The 16,540-nt window shown below is 61.7% G+C and carries 17 protein-coding genes; 3 read left to right on the top strand and 14 right to left on the bottom strand.

Annotated features, from left to right (window positions below):
• Positions 1–7: 7 nt before the first annotated feature.
• The 11 genes from AAF358_22505 to AAF358_22455 form a co-directional block, all read right to left on the bottom strand.
• Entirely contained in the window at positions 8–403 is a 396-nt protein-coding gene (locus tag AAF358_22505) for a DUF4870 domain-containing protein (GenBank protein MEM7708342.1), read from the bottom strand.
• A gap of 161 nt (positions 404–564) precedes the next feature.
• Positions 565–2,601 carry an NADPH-dependent 2,4-dienoyl-CoA reductase gene (locus tag AAF358_22500; protein ID MEM7708341.1) on the bottom strand — a complete coding sequence of 679 codons (2,037 nt, stop codon included), beginning with the start codon at positions 2,599–2,601 and terminating at the stop codon, positions 565–567.
• 70 nt (positions 2,602–2,671) lie between these two features.
• Positions 2,672–4,036, bottom strand: a complete 1,365-nt coding sequence (locus AAF358_22495) for an SLC13 family permease (GenBank protein MEM7708340.1) — start codon at positions 4,034–4,036, stop codon at positions 2,672–2,674.
• A 107-nt stretch (positions 4,037–4,143) separates the two neighbouring features.
• The gene (gene sufU, locus AAF358_22490; protein MEM7708339.1) at positions 4,144–4,587 is read right to left on the bottom strand and encodes a Fe-S cluster assembly sulfur transfer protein SufU; all 444 of its coding nucleotides are present in this window, start codon (positions 4,585–4,587) and stop codon (positions 4,144–4,146) included.
• Positions 4,588–4,591: 4 nt separating this feature from the next.
• The gene (locus tag AAF358_22485; GenBank protein MEM7708338.1) at positions 4,592–5,842 is read right to left on the bottom strand and encodes a cysteine desulfurase; all 1,251 of its coding nucleotides are present in this window, start codon (positions 5,840–5,842) and stop codon (positions 4,592–4,594) included.
• Positions 5,839–7,158, bottom strand: a complete 1,320-nt coding sequence (gene sufD, locus AAF358_22480) for a Fe-S cluster assembly protein SufD (GenBank protein MEM7708337.1) — start codon at positions 7,156–7,158, stop codon at positions 5,839–5,841. The genes AAF358_22485 and sufD overlap by 4 nt, the downstream gene beginning before the upstream one ends.
• Complete coding sequence (gene sufC, locus AAF358_22475) at positions 7,155–7,907, bottom strand: Fe-S cluster assembly ATPase SufC (protein MEM7708336.1); 753 nt, start codon at positions 7,905–7,907, stop codon at positions 7,155–7,157. The genes sufD and sufC overlap by 4 nt, the downstream gene beginning before the upstream one ends.
• Before the next feature lie 8 nt (positions 7,908–7,915).
• A complete protein-coding gene (gene sufB / locus AAF358_22470; protein ID MEM7708335.1) occupies positions 7,916–9,361 on the bottom strand; it encodes a Fe-S cluster assembly protein SufB in 1,446 nt (481 codons plus the stop codon).
• A complete protein-coding gene (locus AAF358_22465) occupies positions 9,362–9,823 on the bottom strand; it encodes an SUF system Fe-S cluster assembly regulator (protein ID MEM7708334.1) in 462 nt (153 codons plus the stop codon).
• A gap of 73 nt (positions 9,824–9,896) precedes the next feature.
• A complete protein-coding gene (locus AAF358_22460; protein ID MEM7708333.1) occupies positions 9,897–10,607 on the bottom strand; it encodes a hypothetical protein in 711 nt (236 codons plus the stop codon).
• 40 nt (positions 10,608–10,647) lie between these two features.
• On the bottom strand, positions 10,648–11,757 hold the full coding sequence (locus AAF358_22455; GenBank protein ID MEM7708332.1) for an S-(hydroxymethyl)glutathione dehydrogenase/class III alcohol dehydrogenase: 1,110 nt from the start codon (positions 11,755–11,757) through the stop codon (positions 10,648–10,650).
• A 91-nt stretch (positions 11,758–11,848) separates the two neighbouring features.
• Here AAF358_22455 and AAF358_22450 point away from each other — a divergent pair, with 91 nt between their 5' ends.
• Genes AAF358_22450 through AAF358_22440 form a run of 3 tightly spaced genes read left to right on the top strand, consistent with a single transcriptional unit; the run spans position 11,849 to position 14,036 of the window.
• Entirely contained in the window at positions 11,849–12,838 is a 990-nt protein-coding gene (locus tag AAF358_22450; protein MEM7708331.1) for a phosphotransferase, read from the top strand.
• Positions 12,835–13,512, top strand: coding sequence for an N-acetylmuramate alpha-1-phosphate uridylyltransferase MurU (murU, locus tag AAF358_22445; protein ID MEM7708330.1), 678 nt, complete (start codon positions 12,835–12,837; stop codon positions 13,510–13,512). Before AAF358_22450 ends, murU begins: the two co-directional genes overlap by 4 nt.
• A complete protein-coding gene (locus AAF358_22440) occupies positions 13,500–14,036 on the top strand; it encodes a phosphoglycerate mutase family protein (protein ID MEM7708329.1) in 537 nt (178 codons plus the stop codon). The genes murU and AAF358_22440 overlap by 13 nt, the downstream gene beginning before the upstream one ends.
• On the opposite strand, the gene AAF358_22435 is transcribed toward AAF358_22440, so the two are convergent.
• From AAF358_22435 to AAF358_22425, 3 genes are read right to left on the bottom strand one after another with little or no spacing between them, the layout of a single operon-like run.
• Positions 14,015–14,746, bottom strand: coding sequence for a DnaA/Hda family protein (locus AAF358_22435; GenBank protein ID MEM7708328.1), 732 nt, complete (start codon positions 14,744–14,746; stop codon positions 14,015–14,017). The two genes, AAF358_22440 and AAF358_22435, sit on opposite strands and share 22 nt — an antisense overlap.
• A 54-nt stretch (positions 14,747–14,800) precedes the next feature.
• Positions 14,801–15,934, bottom strand: coding sequence for an AI-2E family transporter (locus tag AAF358_22430; GenBank protein MEM7708327.1), 1,134 nt, complete (start codon positions 15,932–15,934; stop codon positions 14,801–14,803).
• Positions 15,931–16,512, bottom strand: a complete 582-nt coding sequence (locus AAF358_22425) for a CDP-alcohol phosphatidyltransferase family protein (protein ID MEM7708326.1) — start codon at positions 16,510–16,512, stop codon at positions 15,931–15,933. The genes AAF358_22430 and AAF358_22425 overlap by 4 nt, the downstream gene beginning before the upstream one ends.
• Positions 16,513–16,540 lie beyond the last annotated feature (28 nt).

The raw sequence follows: 16,540 nt of genomic DNA, 5'->3' as shown, positions 1-16,540 counted from the left end.
ATGACCGTTACTTCAGGAAACGAATAGAGGCCGGGTATTCCCAGATCTCCCCGTCGTTGGCTTTGATTCCCCCGACGATGGCAAAGATCACGGTGGCGATTCCCAGCGCGAGGAAGCCGAGCGCGCCAATCAGAATCAGCGTCAGCACCCCGCAGACCAGGCCGTAAATCAGGCTGCTGAGCATCCAGTTCACCACCACCTTGCCGTGGGCATCAACGCGCGGCAGTTCGTCCTTTTTCATTTGCCACAAGACGATCGGCACAACCAGGCCAGCAAACGGAACAACAAAGCCGGCCAGAATGCCGAAGTGGATAAACATCCCCCACTGGTTGGCCTGGCGCTCGAGCGCGTCGGGTGAAGAAGAATCTAAAGAGGTGCCTGAGCTGGACTCATGATCCGTCATGAAAGGGTTCCTTAGTCGTCGGTGTTTAAGGGCTGATGGGGACTATCATCGTCCCCGAAAAGCATAGCAAGCTCGCGCCGCAGCGCAACTGACCGCCAGTAGTCGCGAACTCTTTCGACCACGCCAACGAGCGCTAAGCTCGCCCCCTCAAATGCCAGGCATCAGAAGGATGCGGCGAGCAGCGTCCCCTCTTTGATCGCCCGTTTGGCGTCCAGCTCAGCGGCCTTGCTGGCCCCACCAATCAAATGAGCATTCACGCCGCCGGCCTCCAGCGCGGTCTGCAGATCGCGACGCGGCAGCTGACCGGCGCAGACCACAACGTTGTCGACCGCCAGTGTCTGCGGCTTACCTTCGCCGATGGAAATCTCCAGCCCCTCGTCGGAAACGCGCCGGTAGCTGACGCCGTTCAGCATCTTGACACCGTGGTCCGCCAGATTTCGACGATGGATCCAGCCGGTCGTTTTCCCCAACGTGGCGCCCGGTTTGCTGGTCCGACGCTGCAGCAACCAGATCTCGCGCGGAGCTTCCTCAAGCCCTCGCTCAAGACCCGCCACTGAGCCGCGAGTTTCGAAGGTTGGATCGATGCCCCAGCTTCGAAAGAAATGCTCAGGCGTACCCGCCTCAGCTGGATCTTCGTGAAGCAGATACTCCGCCACGTCAAAGCCGATACCGCCCGCACCGATGATGGCCACCCGCTTGCCGACCGGCACATGGGCCGACAGCACGTCCAGATAAGACAGGACGCTCGGATGGTCGAGACCCGGGATGTCCGGGGTCCGCGGCAGCACGCCGGTAGCGAGCACCACCTCATCGTATTCGCTGCCGACCAGCTGCTCAGCGGTTGCGCGCTGGCCGGTTCGCAGCTTGACGCCAGCATCGCGAAGACGGTGCCGAAAATATCGCAGCGTCTCGGAAAACTCCTCTTTGCCGGGAATCTGGCGCGCCATGTTGAACTGGCCGCCGATCGCCTCCGAGGCCTCGAACAGGACCACTTCGTGCCCGCGCTCAGCGGCCGTCGCCGCGCAGGCCAGCCCGGCCGGGCCCGCGCCTACCACCGCAACGCGTTTCGGCCTCCCGGCCGCGGAGATCTTGAGATCAAGCTCGTGACAGGCGCGAGGATTCACCAGGCAGCTCGCGCGCTGGTTTTTGAACGTGTGATCCAAGCAGGCCTGGTTACAGGCGATACAGGTGTTGATGGTATGCGCCTTGTCCGCCGCCGCCTTGCTGACAAAGTGGGAGTCCGCGAGCAGCGGCCGGGCCATCGACACCATGTCCGCCTGACCCGTAGCGAGGATCTGTTCAGCCACCTCTGGGGTATTGATCCGATTCGTGGCGATCACCGGTACGTTGACCTCACTGCGGAGCTTCTCGGTAACGCCGGCAAAAGCGGCGCGGGGCACCATGGTGGCGATGGTTGGGATCCTGGCCTCGTGCCAGCCGATACCGCTATTGATCAGGGTGGCGCCCGCCGCCTCGACCGCTCTGGCCTGCGCCGCAATTTCCGACCAGTCGCAGCCCTTCTCGATGAGGTCGAGCAGCGACAGTCTAAAGATGAGGATGAAGTCATCACCCAACGCCTCGCGGGTCCGCTCCACGATCTCCACCGCCAGCCGGCGGCGGTTTTCCGGGCTGCCGCCCCACTGGTCGCTGCGTTGATTCACATGAGGCGTGCTGAACTCATTCAGCAGGTAACCCTCGGAACCCATAATCTCCACGCCGTCATAGCCAGCCTCGCGAGCCAGGCGCGCGCAGCGGACAAACTTCTGGATCTCTTTCTCGACCTGCCGCGACGTGAGTGCTTTCGGTTTAAACGGGGTAATCGGCGATTTGACGTTGCTCGGGCCGACAATAAACGGGTGGTACCCATACCGGCCGGCGTGCAGGATCTGCATGCAGATCTTGCCGTCCGCGGCGTGAACGGCTCGGGTCACCTGCCGATGCGGGCCAACCTGAAATCCGGAAACCAGGCTCGAGGCCAGCGGGGCCAGCCAGCCGCGGATGCTGGGCGCAATCCCGCCGGTCACCATCAGCCCGACGCCCCCTTCAGCGCGTTCAGCAAAGTAAGCGGCGAGCCGACCGTAGTTGTGGCGCCGGTCCTCAAGTCCGGTGTGCATCGAACCCATCAGCACGCGGTTTCTTAGCTGGGTAAAGCCCAGGTCCAGCGGACTCAACAAATGGGGGTATGGGGCGGTGCTCACGGCGTCAGCTCTTCGGTTTAAACGGTTGTTTGAATCTTACCATAAGAGCCCCGGACCTCGGTCGGGAAACTCAGGAGAACAACAGGTAGCTGACGCAGGTCACGACGGTTACCCCAATAAAGTTCAGAACCAGTCCTTCCCGCGCCATCTCTCGGATCGTCACCTTCTGACTGGAAAACACCACCGCGTTCGGTCCGGTGGCCACCGGCAGCATAAAAGCGCAGCTGGCGGTCATCGCTGCCGGTACCATCAGCAGCTTAGGATCGATCCCCGCGGCCACGGCCGCCGCCGCCATAATGGGCATCAGCAGCGCGGTAGTCGCGGTGTTGCTGGTGATCTCCGTCAGAAAGGTGACCGTCAGACACAGCAGCGCGAGGATGACAATCATCGGCAGCGTCTGAAGCTGAGCCAGCTGTTCCCCCAGCGCCGCTGAGATGCCGGTCGCAGCGAACGCTTTGGCGATTGCAATGCCGCCTCCAAAGAGAATCAAAATCCCCCAGGGAATACTGCTGGCGCGCTCCCAGGTCAGGAGCTGCTCACCGCGCCCGTTGGGCACCAGAAACATCAGCACCACCGCCAGCATCGCCACGCTTGCGTCGTTGGCCGTTGGGAGATCCAGCCAGGCCGACCAGCCGCCGAAGGGCTCCCGACGGGTCATCCACGCCAGCGCCGTAAGCCCGAACACCGCCAGCGTTCGAACCTCTTCCGGGCGCCATTGACCGGACTCCGGGAGGTCGATGGGCTCACCTTTCTTCATACCTCGCGTCAGCCAAAGACCGATAATCGGCACCATGATGACCACTACCGGCAGCGCCCAGCGCATCCACTGCGTGAACGTCGGCTCCACACCGGTGGTCTCGCTGTAAACCCGCAGCATGATCAGGTTAGGGGGTGTGCCGATGGGCGTGCCGATACCGCCAACGCTGCCGGCATACGCAATACCCAAAATGAGCGCGAGCTTCAGCCGCTTATCATCCAGCCGCTCCGTCACCGCCAGCACGATAGGCAGCAGCATGAGGACCGTGGCCGTGTTGGAAATCCACATGCTGAGAAAGGCGGACGCCGCCATAAACCCAAAGACCAGCGACTTGCCGCCGCTGCCGCCGAAGAGGTTGACCATTCCCAGCGCCAGCCGCCGGTGCGCACCGCTGCGCTCCATCGCGGTCGACAGCATGAAGCCGCCCATCAGCAGCAGGATCAGCGCGTTACCGTAGGAGTCGGCAATTTCTTTTGCAGGCAGGATGCCCAGCAGCGGAAACAGCGCGAGCGGCAGCAGCGACGTCGCGGGAATGGGAATCGGCTCGAAGATCCACCAGGTTGCGCAGAGCGTGGTGATCGCCGCCGTCAAACCGGCGCTTGTGCCGAGGGCCGTAGAGACCCCGAGGCCGACCGCAATGGCCAGCAGCGGTCCAATCCATAACACGTAGGTGCGCAAACCTTGATCCCCAGCTTATAGAAAGCGGCCCGGCCGGACCGTGCGAGGAGATTACCTTATTTGGGAAAGCGGACTCCAGCGTTCCGGCGCGGCAAAGTCGAGTGCCCCTACTCCGTGCTGGCAATCGCCTGCTCGTTCAACGCAGCCTTCATGGCCTGCCACGGCAATCGCGCCGCCTTGATCCGCGAAGGATACTGACGCACGCCTTCCAGCGCGCAGAGATCCCCGAGCTGCTCCCGCAGATCCCCGTCAGGCTCACCCTGAAGTAATCGGTCAAGCTGGTCGCAGGTTTGCAGCGCCTCGCTGACCGTGAGCCGTTCGATCCGCACCGTCATCATGGAGGCGGAAGCCATGGTGATCGCGCTGGCCTGACCGAGAAAACTCGCGTGTCGGATTCGCCCGTCGTCCACCAAGAGGTAGACACGGATGTCGTCTCCACACAGGGCGTTCAAACCCCGCGACTGGTGACTGGGGTCGTCGAGCTCAAGGAAATTGCGCGGGTTCTTGTTGTGCTCAATGACCGCCGTGCGGTAGAGATCCTGGAGCGACATAACGTCAGGACAAAATATCTCTCGCTTTGTTCAGCGCCGCAACAAACGTATCCACCTCGTCACGCGTGTTGTACACGGCCAGCGACATGCGGGAAGTGGCGGGCACCTCAAAAAACTGCATGATCGGCATCGCGCAGTGATGGCCGGTGCGGATTGCCACCCCCGAGTGATCGAGGATCGTGCCGAGATCGTGCGGGTGAATGCCTTCGAGCGTAAACGAAATCACGCTCGCCTTGTCGCGGGCGGTCCCGATAATCCGTAAGCCTTCCACCTGCTGCACCGCCTCGGTGGCGTAGGCCAGCAGTCCGGCCTCGTAGTCGCGAATCCGATCCAGCCCCACGTCCAGCAGGTATTGAGCGGACGCACCCAGACCGATGCCGCCTGCAATGTTGGGCGTGCCGGCCTCAAATTTGGCGGGCGGTTCGTTAAACACGCTCTCCTCGAACGTGACGTGCTTAATCATCTCGCCGCCGCCGTGGTAAGGCTCCATCTGCTCGAGCCAGCGGCTCTTGCCGTACAGAATGCCGGCGCCGGTCGGGCCGTACATTTTGTGGCCAGAGACACAATAAAAGTCGCAGTCGAGTGCCTGGACGTCAACCGCCATGTGCGGCGTCGCCTGGGCGCCATCGACCAGCACCGGGATATCGAACTCGCGTGCCGCCTTGACCATGTCGGCCACCGGGTTGATCGTCCCAAGGGCGTTGGACACATGGACAACGCCGAGCAGCTTGACTCGCTCGCTCAGCATGGCGTGGAAGGCGTCCATGTCGAGCTCGCCAGCGTGGGTCATGGGAATCACCTTGAGCTCAACGCCAGTCTGCTTCGCCAGCAGCTGCCAGGGAACGATGTTGGAGTGGTGTTCCAGGTGACTCACCAGGATCTGGTCGCCGGGTTTGAGCCTCGGCCGCACGAACGCCTGGCTCACCAGGTTGACGCCTTCGGTCACGCCTCGCACAAACACCACGTTGCGGTCGCTGGGAGCATTGATGAAGCGGGCCAGGGTCTCGCGCGCCTGTTCGTAGAGCGCGGTGGCCTCTTCGGCCAGCGTGTGCACGCCCCGGTGAATGTTGGCGTTGTGCCGGCTGTAGAAATCCTGAGTGGCGTCGATCATCGCCGACGGCCGCTGTGCTGAAGCCGCATTATCGAAATAAATCAGCGGCTTACCATGTATTTCTCGAGAGAGTATGGGGAAGTCTTTGCGAACTTCCTCCACGTTCAGCGGCGAATGGTTGTCTGCGGCAATAACTGCACTCATGCGTCGATGTCCTGCAAATGATCTGTGAGCAACGATATGGCGTGATCCCGGATGGTTTCAACCGGGATTCCTTCCAGCACCTCTCGACAAAACCCGATGGTCAGCATGCGGCGGGCCTCCGATTCCGGAATGCCGCGCGCGGTGAGATAAAAAAGCTGATCACCTGACAGCGCACCGACCGTGGTGCCGTGTGCACATTTCACATCGTCCGCGTAGATTTCCAGCTCGGGTTTGGTGTCGATCTCAGCATCCGCTGAGAGCAGCAGATTGGCGTTGGATTGACTGGCATCGGTTCCGTCGGCGCCTTCCTGGACAGCCACCTTGCCGTTAAAAACCCCTCGGCTGCGATCGCTCAAGACGCCCTTGAACGTCTGGCTACTGATCGCATCACGAACCCGGTGATCTACCGCCACGTGATTGTCGATATGCGTTTGACCTCGCGGCGCATAAACACCGTTGAGCGACGCCTGGGCGCCCTCCCCGACCAGCGCCACATTGAGATCGTGCCGAACCAGTGTGCCACTGAGGTCGAGGCCGTAGCATCGGTAGTCGCTGGCTTCACCCAGACGCACGTCCAGCCGAGAGATGAGCGACCGCGCCTCACCCAGCAGCGGAAGCCTCACGTGGCTCAGACGGCTGTTGGCGCCCAGCTCAACCTGACTGAGGCTATTGATGAGCGCCACGCCATCACCCGCGCTGACATAACGCTCAACCAGCGCAAGCGATGCACCGGCACCAATCTTGATTACGTTCCTGACGGTTGGCGCTGCGGGAGCGGCGCCCGGCACGTCCACAAAAAGCAGTTCAACCACCGGCGCATCGGCTTCCTGCTGGCTCTCGGGCTCATCGCCCCCAGCCAGCTCCAGCAGCACGCCGTCCGAGGCGAGCAGCGTATTCAGCGCAGCGAAACCCTCGTCTGGCCGAGAATACTCAGCCCCAAGGGCCGCCGACGCGGTGCTCGGCACGGCCTCGCCAAGCAGACTCAGCGCGCTAACCCTTAACCCGACCACTTCATCGACATGCGATAGCGATGCCGCGAAGTGGCCGTTCACGAACGTCATCCGACTACCTGCTAGCGGCGGTACCCGATGGGTTTCGAGCAGCTGCGCCAGATCCTCAGGCTGCAGCAGTCCAGGCTCCACCGGCTGAAACTGATGACCTTCGAGCGATCGCAGCGCCGTGTACTTCCAGTTCTCCTGGCGACGATCGGGCAGCCCGTGTTGATCGACGATGGCCCGATGGGCGTCGCGAGATTGCTGCCACCAGCCCGCGGACGTCTCCGGTGCCGTGCTCAGTAACGAATCGACGAGGCTCACGCCGCGAGCTCCTCCTGAATCCAGGCGTAGCCCTCTTTCTCAAGCCGCAGGGCAAGGTCGCTCGAACCCGACTTGGCGATACGGCCGTCCATCAGCACGTGAACCGTGTCGGGCACGATGTGATCCAGCAGGCGCTGATAGTGAGTCACGACAACAAAGCCGCGCTCATTGCTGCGCAGCTCGTTGACGCCGTCGGCGACAATCTTCAGTGCGTCGATGTCGAGGCCGGAATCGGTCTCGTCCAGGATCGCGAGCCGGGGCTCCAGCACCGCCATCTGAAACACTTCGTTCCGCTTTTTCTCACCGCCAGAAAAGCCTTCGTTAACCGCGCGGTGCAGCAGGTCGTCCGTGATATGAAGCGCCTTGAGGCGCGCGCGTACGAGCTTCAGAAAGGCCATGGAGTCCAGTTCCTCCTCGCCGCGAGCACGACGCTGGGCGTTGAGCGCCGCCCGCAGAAAATAGGTGTTATTCACACCCGGAATTTCGACGGGATATTGGAAGGCTAGAAAGACGCCGGCACAGGCGCGCTCTTCGGTTTCCAGCTCGAGCAGGTTTTCGCCCAGGTATGAGACCGAACCGCTGTCCACCGTGTAGCCGGGACGCCCGGCCAAAACGTTGGCCAACGTGCTTTTGCCGGCGCCGTTGGGGCCCATAATGGCCGCAACCTCGCCGGGCTTTACCGTCAGCGAGAGCCCTCTTAGGATTTGTTTGCCCTCGACACTCGCGTAGAGGTCGGTTATTTCCAGTATGTTGTCACTCATCCCACCGCTCCTTCCAGGCTGACTTCCAGCAGTTTCTTCGCCTCGACGGCAAACTCCATGGGCAGCTCCTTAAAGACCTCTTTGCAAAACCCATCGACGATCATCGACACCGCGTCTTCCTCGCTGATCCCACGCTGGAGGCAGTAAAAGAGCTGGTCGTCGCTGATTTTTGACGTGCTGGCCTCGTGCTCTAGCTGGGCCGTAGGGTTCTTGGCTTCGATATAAGGAAACGTGTGGGCGCCACAGCGGTCGCCGATCAGCAGCGAGTCGCACTGAGTAAAGTTGCGCGCGTTGTCGGCTTTCCGATTAACCTGAACCAGCCCTCGATAGGCGTTCTGGCCGCGGCCCGCAGAAATGCCTTTCGAGATAATGTGGCTGCGCGTATTCTTGCCGAGATGCACCATCTTGGTGCCCGTGTCCGCCTGCTGATAATTGTGCGTCAGCGCCACGGAGTAAAACTCCCCCGACGAGTGATCGCCTCGAAGGATGCAGCTGGGATACTTCCACGTGACGGCTGAGCCGGTTTCAACCTGTGTCCACGAGATCTTCGATCGCTCGCCGCGACAGTCGCCGCGTTTGGTCACAAAGTTGTAAATCCCGCCCTTGCCGTTCTCATCGCCGGGGTACCAATTCTGCACCGTCGAATATTTGATCTGCGCACGATCCAGCGCCACGAGCTCCACCACGGCCGCATGCAGCTGGTTTTCATCGCGCATCGGTGCCGTGCAGCCTTCTAGATAGCTGACGTGACTGTCCTCCTCGGCAACGATCAGCGTTCGCTCAAACTGGCCCGTATTCAGCTCGTTGATGCGGAAGTAGGTGCTGAGCTCCATCGGGCAGCGGACGCCCTTGGGGATCAACACAAACGATCCGTCAGAAAACACCGCCGAGTTCAGCGCCGCGTAGAAGTTGTCGCCCTGCGGTACCACGCTGCCAAGGTACTTTCGCAGAAGCTCCGGATGGTCCTGGATAGCCTCGGACATCGAACAAAAAATCACGCCGGCCTCGGCCAGCTCTTTGCGGAACGTGGTTCCAACAGAAACCGAGTCGAAAACGGCGTCCACCGCCACGCCGGCCAAGCGGGCCCGCTCGTGCAGCGGGACGCCGAGCTTGTCGTAAGTTTCAATCAGCTTCGGATCAACCTCATCCCAGCTCTCATAGTTGGCGCCGGACTTTGGCGCGGAATAATAGGAGATCGCCTGAAAGTCGATTTCCGGATAGTGCACGTGTGCCCAGGTCGGCGTTGGCATGTTCTGCCACAAGGCGAACGCCTTGAGACGCCACTCGGTCATCCAGCCGGGCTCAGACTTCTTCTCGGAAATGAAACGCACCACGTCCTCGGACAGGCCCGGGGCAATCGTGTCACTTTCAATATCCGTGAAGAAACCAGGCTCATAGCGGCGCTTGACCAGGTCCTTAATGTGCTGATTTTCCGTAGCCATTCAGGGGGATTCCGTGGTTGGGTTGTGGAGATTGAGCTCTGGCACCAGTTGCTGCGCCATCGATGGGCGCGTCATGTCGAGCAGCGTCATTTCACTCAGCGCGTCGTGTACGGCGCGCGAAATTTGCTGCCAGTGTCCGCGAAGGGCGCAAACCGCCTCGGTCGAACACAGGCCCTGATGCACGCTGCACTGCGTCATACCGATGGGTCCTTCCATCGCGACGATCAGCTGCGCAACCGTGATTTCGGCCGGTGACCGAGCGAGCCGGTAGCCACCGGCGGCGCCGCGAAAAGACTGGACCAGATCGCTGCGGGTCAGTGTTTTGAGCACTTTCGCCACCGTGGGTGGCTCAAGATGGGTTTCCGAAGCCAGCTCCGCGGCGCTGAAGATGCGCTCCGGATCGCCGGCCATTGCGGCGGTAACCACAATCGCGTAATCGGTCAATTTGCTAATACGAAGCATAGGTTGTCCCGCGGAAACAGGACTAAAATTGTACTATTTGCGGGTGAAGGTAACAACGAAGGTGCGTGGCGATTTAGTCATCGTCGATCTTGGGCCTCGCAAAACGTGCTTCTGCTAAAGGTACATTCAGCTCGACCGTGGACAGCTGCAGCTGCTGGCCGGTGCCGGTTAGCGGAAAGGAAATCGTGAAGAGGAATGGCACCGCCCTACCGTCAACCGTTTGGTAGGCAGTCAGTCGCGTTTCCACCTTCGGTACCGCCGCTTCGCTGCTGGCGAATACCTGTTCCAGCGTGGTGAGGTAGGTATCCTTATCGAGGTAGACATTTAACATTTCGCCGCCAGGCCGGGTGATCTCAATCAAATGACACCGATCTTCCCCCTCATCGACCCCGAGATACCGCAGGCTATAGGACTTTTCCCGCCAATCTAACAAAGGCCCTTCGAAATCTGCGGTTCGGGAGAATTCCGCCGTCTGGACGGCCGTCATGTCTTCGACCGTCGCGGTGACGCCGTCCGACAACAGCCGCCAGCCGCTGGTGCCGTCAAAACCCTGCACCACCTGCTGGCCGAGGAGCTGAAACTCAAACCGAAGCAGGTTCGGCCGCATGATCTCCATCACTACCGGGACCGGACCCGCCTCGCCGCCGGCCATGGTTCCGATCATCCGTACCGTTTCCACCGCCTTCCAGGCCTCATAGCCGCCACGGGCGTCGAGGTTTTTCTCCAGCAGCGTAAAGAGCGTTTCCTGCGCGGCCACGCTGCTCGCCAGCAGCGCAGCGAGCAAGAGGCCGGTCAGTCTCCCAAAGCGCAGCCGCCGACGTTTCTTAGAAGTGCACAACGGATCGAATACTTTTGCCCTGATGCATCAAGTCGAACGCTTCGTTGATCCGGTCCAGCGGCAGGTTGTGGGTAATAAATGAATCGACATCGATTTCGCCGTTCATTGCCTGATCCACCATCCCGGGGAGTTCGCTGCGTCCCTTGACGCCGCCGAAGGCCGTGCCGCGCCAAACCCGACCGGTGACAAGCTGAAACGGACGCGTGGAAATCTCCTGCCCAGCGCCCGCGACGCCAATGATGATGCTTTCACCCCAGCCCTTGTGGCAGCACTCGAGCGCGGCCCGCATCGTGTCGACGTTGCCGATACACTCGAAAGAGTAATCGGCCCCACCGTCGGTCTGCTCGACAATTACCTCGGCGATCGGGGCGTCGTAGTCTTTGGGATTGATAAAATGAGTGGCGCCCATCTGACGTGCCAGCTCGAACTTGTCCTCGTTGACATCAACTCCCACAATCCGCTCGGCGCCGGCCATCACTGCGCCCTGCACCACCGCGAGGCCGATACCGCCCAGCCCGAAGATCACCACCGTCGAGCCGGGCTCAACCTTTGCGGTATTCAGCACGGCACCGATTCCCGTCGTGACACCACACCCAAGCAGACACATCTTCTCGAGCGGCGCCGCCGGATTGATCTTTGCCACCGCGATCTCCGGCATCACCGTGAATTCACTGAATGTACTGGTGCCCATGTAGTGAAAGAGCTGCTGGCCCTGATAACTGAACCGCGAGCTGCCGTCCGGCATGAGGCCCTGCCCCTGCGTCACCCGAATCGCCTGACAGAGGTTGGTTTTGTTGGACGTGCAGAAGTTACACTCGCCGCACTCGGGCGTGTATAGCGGAATCACATGGTCGCCGGGCTTGACCGAGTTCACCCCGGCGCCGACCTCGACCACCACACCGCCGCCCTCGTGGCCGAGGATCGCGGGAAAGAGACCCTCAGGGTCTTCTCCGCTCAGCGTAAATGCATCCGTGTGGCATACGCCGGTCGCTTTGATCTGAACCAGCACCTCGCCCTCCCGAGGGCCGGCAACGTCGATCTCCTCCACCACCAGCGGCTCACCGGCCGCCCAAGCAACTGCTGCTCTGCTTTTCACGTTTTTCCCCTTCGTCCTAGCTTGACCGACCGCTATCATAATCCACTGCCGGCCGTTGTGCCCGGCACCCCTTTACGACGAAAATGGCGGGATGACTGACGGCAGCAGAGAGCAGCTTAGGCAGACGCAGGCTGAACAATGGCTCGGTGCAGGCGTCCACCTGGATTCCGCTTCTGCCGACGCCAGTTTTCGCAGCTACTGGCGCGCCCGGCGTGGCGATGAGAGCTGGATACTCATGGACGCGCCGCCGGCTCAAGAAGACTGTCGACCGTTTGTTGCGATCGCCGGGCGTCTGGAGGCTGCCGGCATACACGCGCCAGCCGTATACGAACAGAACCTCGCGGATGGGTTCCTGCTGCTCGAAGATTTCGGCCAGATCGACTATCTCCAGAAACTGACGCCCGACAATGCGGAGTCGCTTTACGCTGACGCTTTCTCCGCGCTTTATCGAATCCAGCAGATCGATGCGAGCGACCTTGAGCCCTACGACGAAAAGCGCCTGCGAACAGAGATTCAGCTGTTTCCGGAGTGGCTGCTCGGCGGGCACCTCGGCCGGCAACTCGATCGCACGTTCTACCGCCACTGGTCCGCGCTCGGCGATACGCTGCTCGACGCGGCGCTAAGCCAGCCGCGGGTCTTTGTGCACCGCGATTACCACAGCCGGAACCTGATGTGGCTCACCCGTGGCAACCCCGGCGTACTGGACTTCCAGGACGCGGTTCTCGGTCCGGTTACTTACGACCCGGTATCCCTTATGCGCGATTGCTACATCGCCTGGCCCGGCGATCAGACCGACGCCTGGCTGGAGCGCTTCCGCAGTGAGCACCCGCTGCCCGCGGTGAGATCCGTTGACACGAGCACCTGGCAGCACTGGTGCGACTTGATGGGCGTGCAGCGGCATCTAAAAGCTGCTGGCATCTTTTGTCGCCTCCACATCCGGGACGGCAAACCAGGCTATCTGAAGGACATACCCCGGACCCTCAACCACATCAGTTCGGTGTGCGAACGCCACCCATCGCTGGAATGGCTGCAGCAGCTGCTGATTGAGCTCGAACCGACGCTGAGCGAGGAAAGTCGTTGAAAGCGTTGATTCTGGCGGCGGGTTACGGCGAGCGACTTCGACCGCTGACGCTTCGAACCCCTAAGCCGTTGCTTCAAGTGGGCGACGTTTCGTTAATCGAGAGACACATCACCAATCTCGTCAGCGCCGGCGTTCACACCATCGTCGTCAACGTCTCCTGGCTGGGTGATCAGATCGCGGAGTTTCTCGGTGACGGTTCACGCTGGAACGCCTCAATTCGGCTCTCCAGGGAAGGCGATACGCCCCTCGAAACCGGGGGCGGCATGCGCCACGCGCTGCCGCTGCTGGGCCCCGAGCCGTTTCTAGTGGTGAACGGCGACGTCGTTTGCGACTTCCCGTTCCAGACGCTGACCGGTCTCCATCCAACCGATTGCCACCTGGTGCTCGTGGATAACCCCGAGCACAATCCCGGCGGAGATTTCGGGCTTTCCGACCAACGGCTGACTAATGAGCGACACTGGACCTATGCCGGCATCGGCGTGTTCCATCCGTGCATGGTGAGCGGGGCGTCGAAGCCCGCAGCGTTTTCCGTGGTGCCGGCGATACGCTCTGCCGCGGATGCCGGCCGCGCCACCGGCGAACACTTCCCGGGGCGCTGGCTCGACATCGGCACTGAGGGGCGGCTTGAGCACGCCAGGAAAGTCTTTTCGCAGGACGCCCCATGCACACCTTAAGCGCCCTCCTCGGTCGTTTTTGCTGGCTGGCGCTTGCCCTGACTCTGGCGGGCTGCGCCGGCGGCCCCAAACCCACAACGGTCACGCTCTACCTGATCCGCCACGCCGAGACCGTCCCGCCTGAACTCGACCCGGATCGTCCGCTAAACGAGCTGGGACAGCAGCGGGCGCGCTGGCTGGCCACCTATTTCTCCGGCCGGGATTTGCGCGTCATCTACTCGACGCCGATCACTCGGACTCTGCAAACCGTGTCGGATATCAAGAGGGACAAGCGGCTCGACGTCGCGACCTACGATCCGCGCGCGCTTGCTGAGCTGGCTGAACAACTGCGTCAGGCTGATGAACCCACGCTGGTGGCGGGCCACAGCAACACGACGCCCGCGCTGCTGAACCTGCTTCTGCGACAGGAGCGCTATGAGCAGCTGGACGACGCGGAACACAGCCTCATTTTTGTCGTTACCGTCGCCGGCGGAGACGTCACCGACGTCAGGGTCGATCGCAGTCAGGCGCCGCCCAGCACCTGACGCACAAAAGGCACCGTGAGCTTGCGCTGCGCCCGCAGGCTCTCTCGCCCGAGCCGATCCAGCATTCCGACCAACTCCACAGCGCTTCTGGCCTCCCGGCTCAGCAGATAGCTCACCACCGCCGGCGGCAGGTCAAACCCCCGCGCCGCCGACCGCCGCGCCAGCAGCTCTGCCCGACCCGGTGAATCGAGGGGCGCAATCGAGACTTCGACCATCATTTTCAGGCGCGAGGCGAGATCTGGCAGCCCAAGCTGGAGGTTTCTGGGGTGCTGGCGGCTGGCGACAACCAGCTGGACGCCGGCATCCCGCCAGCGATTGAGTCGATGAAACCACGCTTCTTCCCAGCTCGGCACCAGAGCACATTCGACGTTGTCCAACAGCACCAGCTCATAGCCGTCGATCTGCGCCAGGCTGTCTGGGCCGGAGGCCAGCAGCGCCGCCGCTTCCAGATAGCCCGCTGCACGGCCAGCCTTGCGGTAAGCCGCACTCAGGAGATGGGTCTTGCCCCAGCCAGCAGGTCCCTGAAGCCAAACCCAGTCTTGGATTTTGCCCTCGGCCACCTGCTGCAGGTACTGCACAAACGCCGGATCGGCCACAAACAGCTCGAAGGTGGCCTCGTCCTCACCCCGCAGCGCCAGCGGAAGCTGCAGCGCTGACCGGTCAGCGGCCACGGGCTTCAGCGGGCCGTCGCAGACGTCCAAGCTCTTCATGAGCCGACAAGCCGACGGACGGCGGCCAGGCCCCCTGCAGCGCTTGCGTGCCCATCAGCCTTTCCCGCGCGGCTCCGGATTGTCTTTCGCTGAGCCTGGGAGCACTACGCGCGGCTCACTGGGCGGGATATCGTTGACCTCATCGTAGAGGCCGCTGCCGCGATAGCTGCTGTGCGCGTGGCGCAGCAACACCATCACAACCGAGGCGACGGGAAGAGCCAGCAGCACGCCGAGGAAACCAAAGAGCTGCCCACCGGCCAGCACAGCAAAAATGACCGCCACCGGGTGTAAGCCGATCCGATCCCCGACCAGCAGCGGGGTCAAGACCACACCCTCCAGGGTTTGGCCAACGCCGAAGACCACCAGGACCATGGCCACATGGAACAGATCCCCGTACTGAAACAGCGCGCCCACCACACCCAGCACAACCCCCACGATCGCTCCGAGATAAGGAACAAAGCTGATCAGCCCGGCGGTCATACCCACCAAAATGGCGAGGTCCAGGCCGACCAGCCATAGCCCGATGGAGTAGACGACGCCCAGCGCCACCATGACCGTCAGCTGGCCGCGGAGAAAAGCGCCTAGTACGGAGTTGGACTCAGAGGCCAAAGTCACTACCGTCGGCTCCAGCCGCCGCGGCAGCAGCTCGCGAATACGCGCCATGATGATGTCCCAGTCGCGCAGCAGGTAGAAAGCCACCACTGGGATCAGCACCAGGTTCATGATCCAGTTAACCAGGGCGATACCCGACCTAGCGAAAGAGCCGACCACCATTGACGCCATGTCGGTCGCTTCCTTGAAATGCTCCTGCAGCATGGTCACCAGCCGATCTCGATCGAAGAGATTGACGCCCGCGCTCTCGAGTCTTTCCAGCAGTGGACCCGCCGCGTTTTTCGCCCAGTCCACAAATGCCGGCAGCACCTCAACGAGCCGCACAAGCTGATCTTCAAGCAGCGGCAGCAGGACGAGCAGCAGACCGATCACAAGCACCGAAAGCAGCACAAAAACCACCGAAACTGCGAGCGTGCGGGATAATCCTCGTTTCTGGAGCCAGTCGGTGACCGGGTCACCCAGGTAGGCAAACAGGGCCGCCACCGCAAACGGCGTCAAGATCGGCGCCAGCAGGTAGATCAGCCAAGCCGTGATGACGGCCACGACGAGGACCATCCATTGGCGAGATTCGGTCATTGCTCTTCCCTCTGTTGGCGGCTCTCCACCACCGCACGATAGCCCCACAGCAGCACATACTGAAGCCCGCTGGCGACCGTGCTGAGCGTTACTGCCCATACCATCAGCCGCAGCCATTGATCCGGGATTTCGCGCCAGCCCAGGTCCAGCAGCAGCAGCAGGATCAGCAGAATCTGCAGAAACGTGTTGAGCTTGCTGATGATGAGCGGCTCGCCGGTCACCGGGCGGATCCAGTAGTGAAAGGCGACCCCGCCACCAACGATCAGTAGATCTCGCCCGAGGACCAGCAAGAGCAGCCAAACCGGCAGCCACCCCTGCGCGCCTAGGACAAAAAAGCAGCTCAAAAGAAGCAGCTTATCGGCCAGGGGGTCGAGAATCCCGCCCAGGTCGCTCGTCCAGCCGAAGCGTTTGGCCAAAAAGCCGTCGACGGCGTCGGACATGCCGGCGGCAAACGCCACCAGCAAAGCGGCGCCGTAGGATCGTTCGACCAGCAGCCAGGTGAGCGGAATCACGGCCGCAATTCTTGCGATCGTAATTACGTTGGGCAAATGCGACCATGACAGGATGGGCTGTGTCATCGCGGTCAGCTGCGGTTTCGGCAGGCTT

This window comes from Pseudomonadota bacterium, assembly GCA_039033415.1.
In the GTDB taxonomy this organism is placed as follows: Bacteria; Pseudomonadota; Gammaproteobacteria; order Xanthomonadales; family SZUA-38; genus JANQOZ01.
The sequence above is the reverse complement of the archived record's forward strand: the minus strand, read 5'-3'. Positions and strand labels throughout refer to the sequence as shown.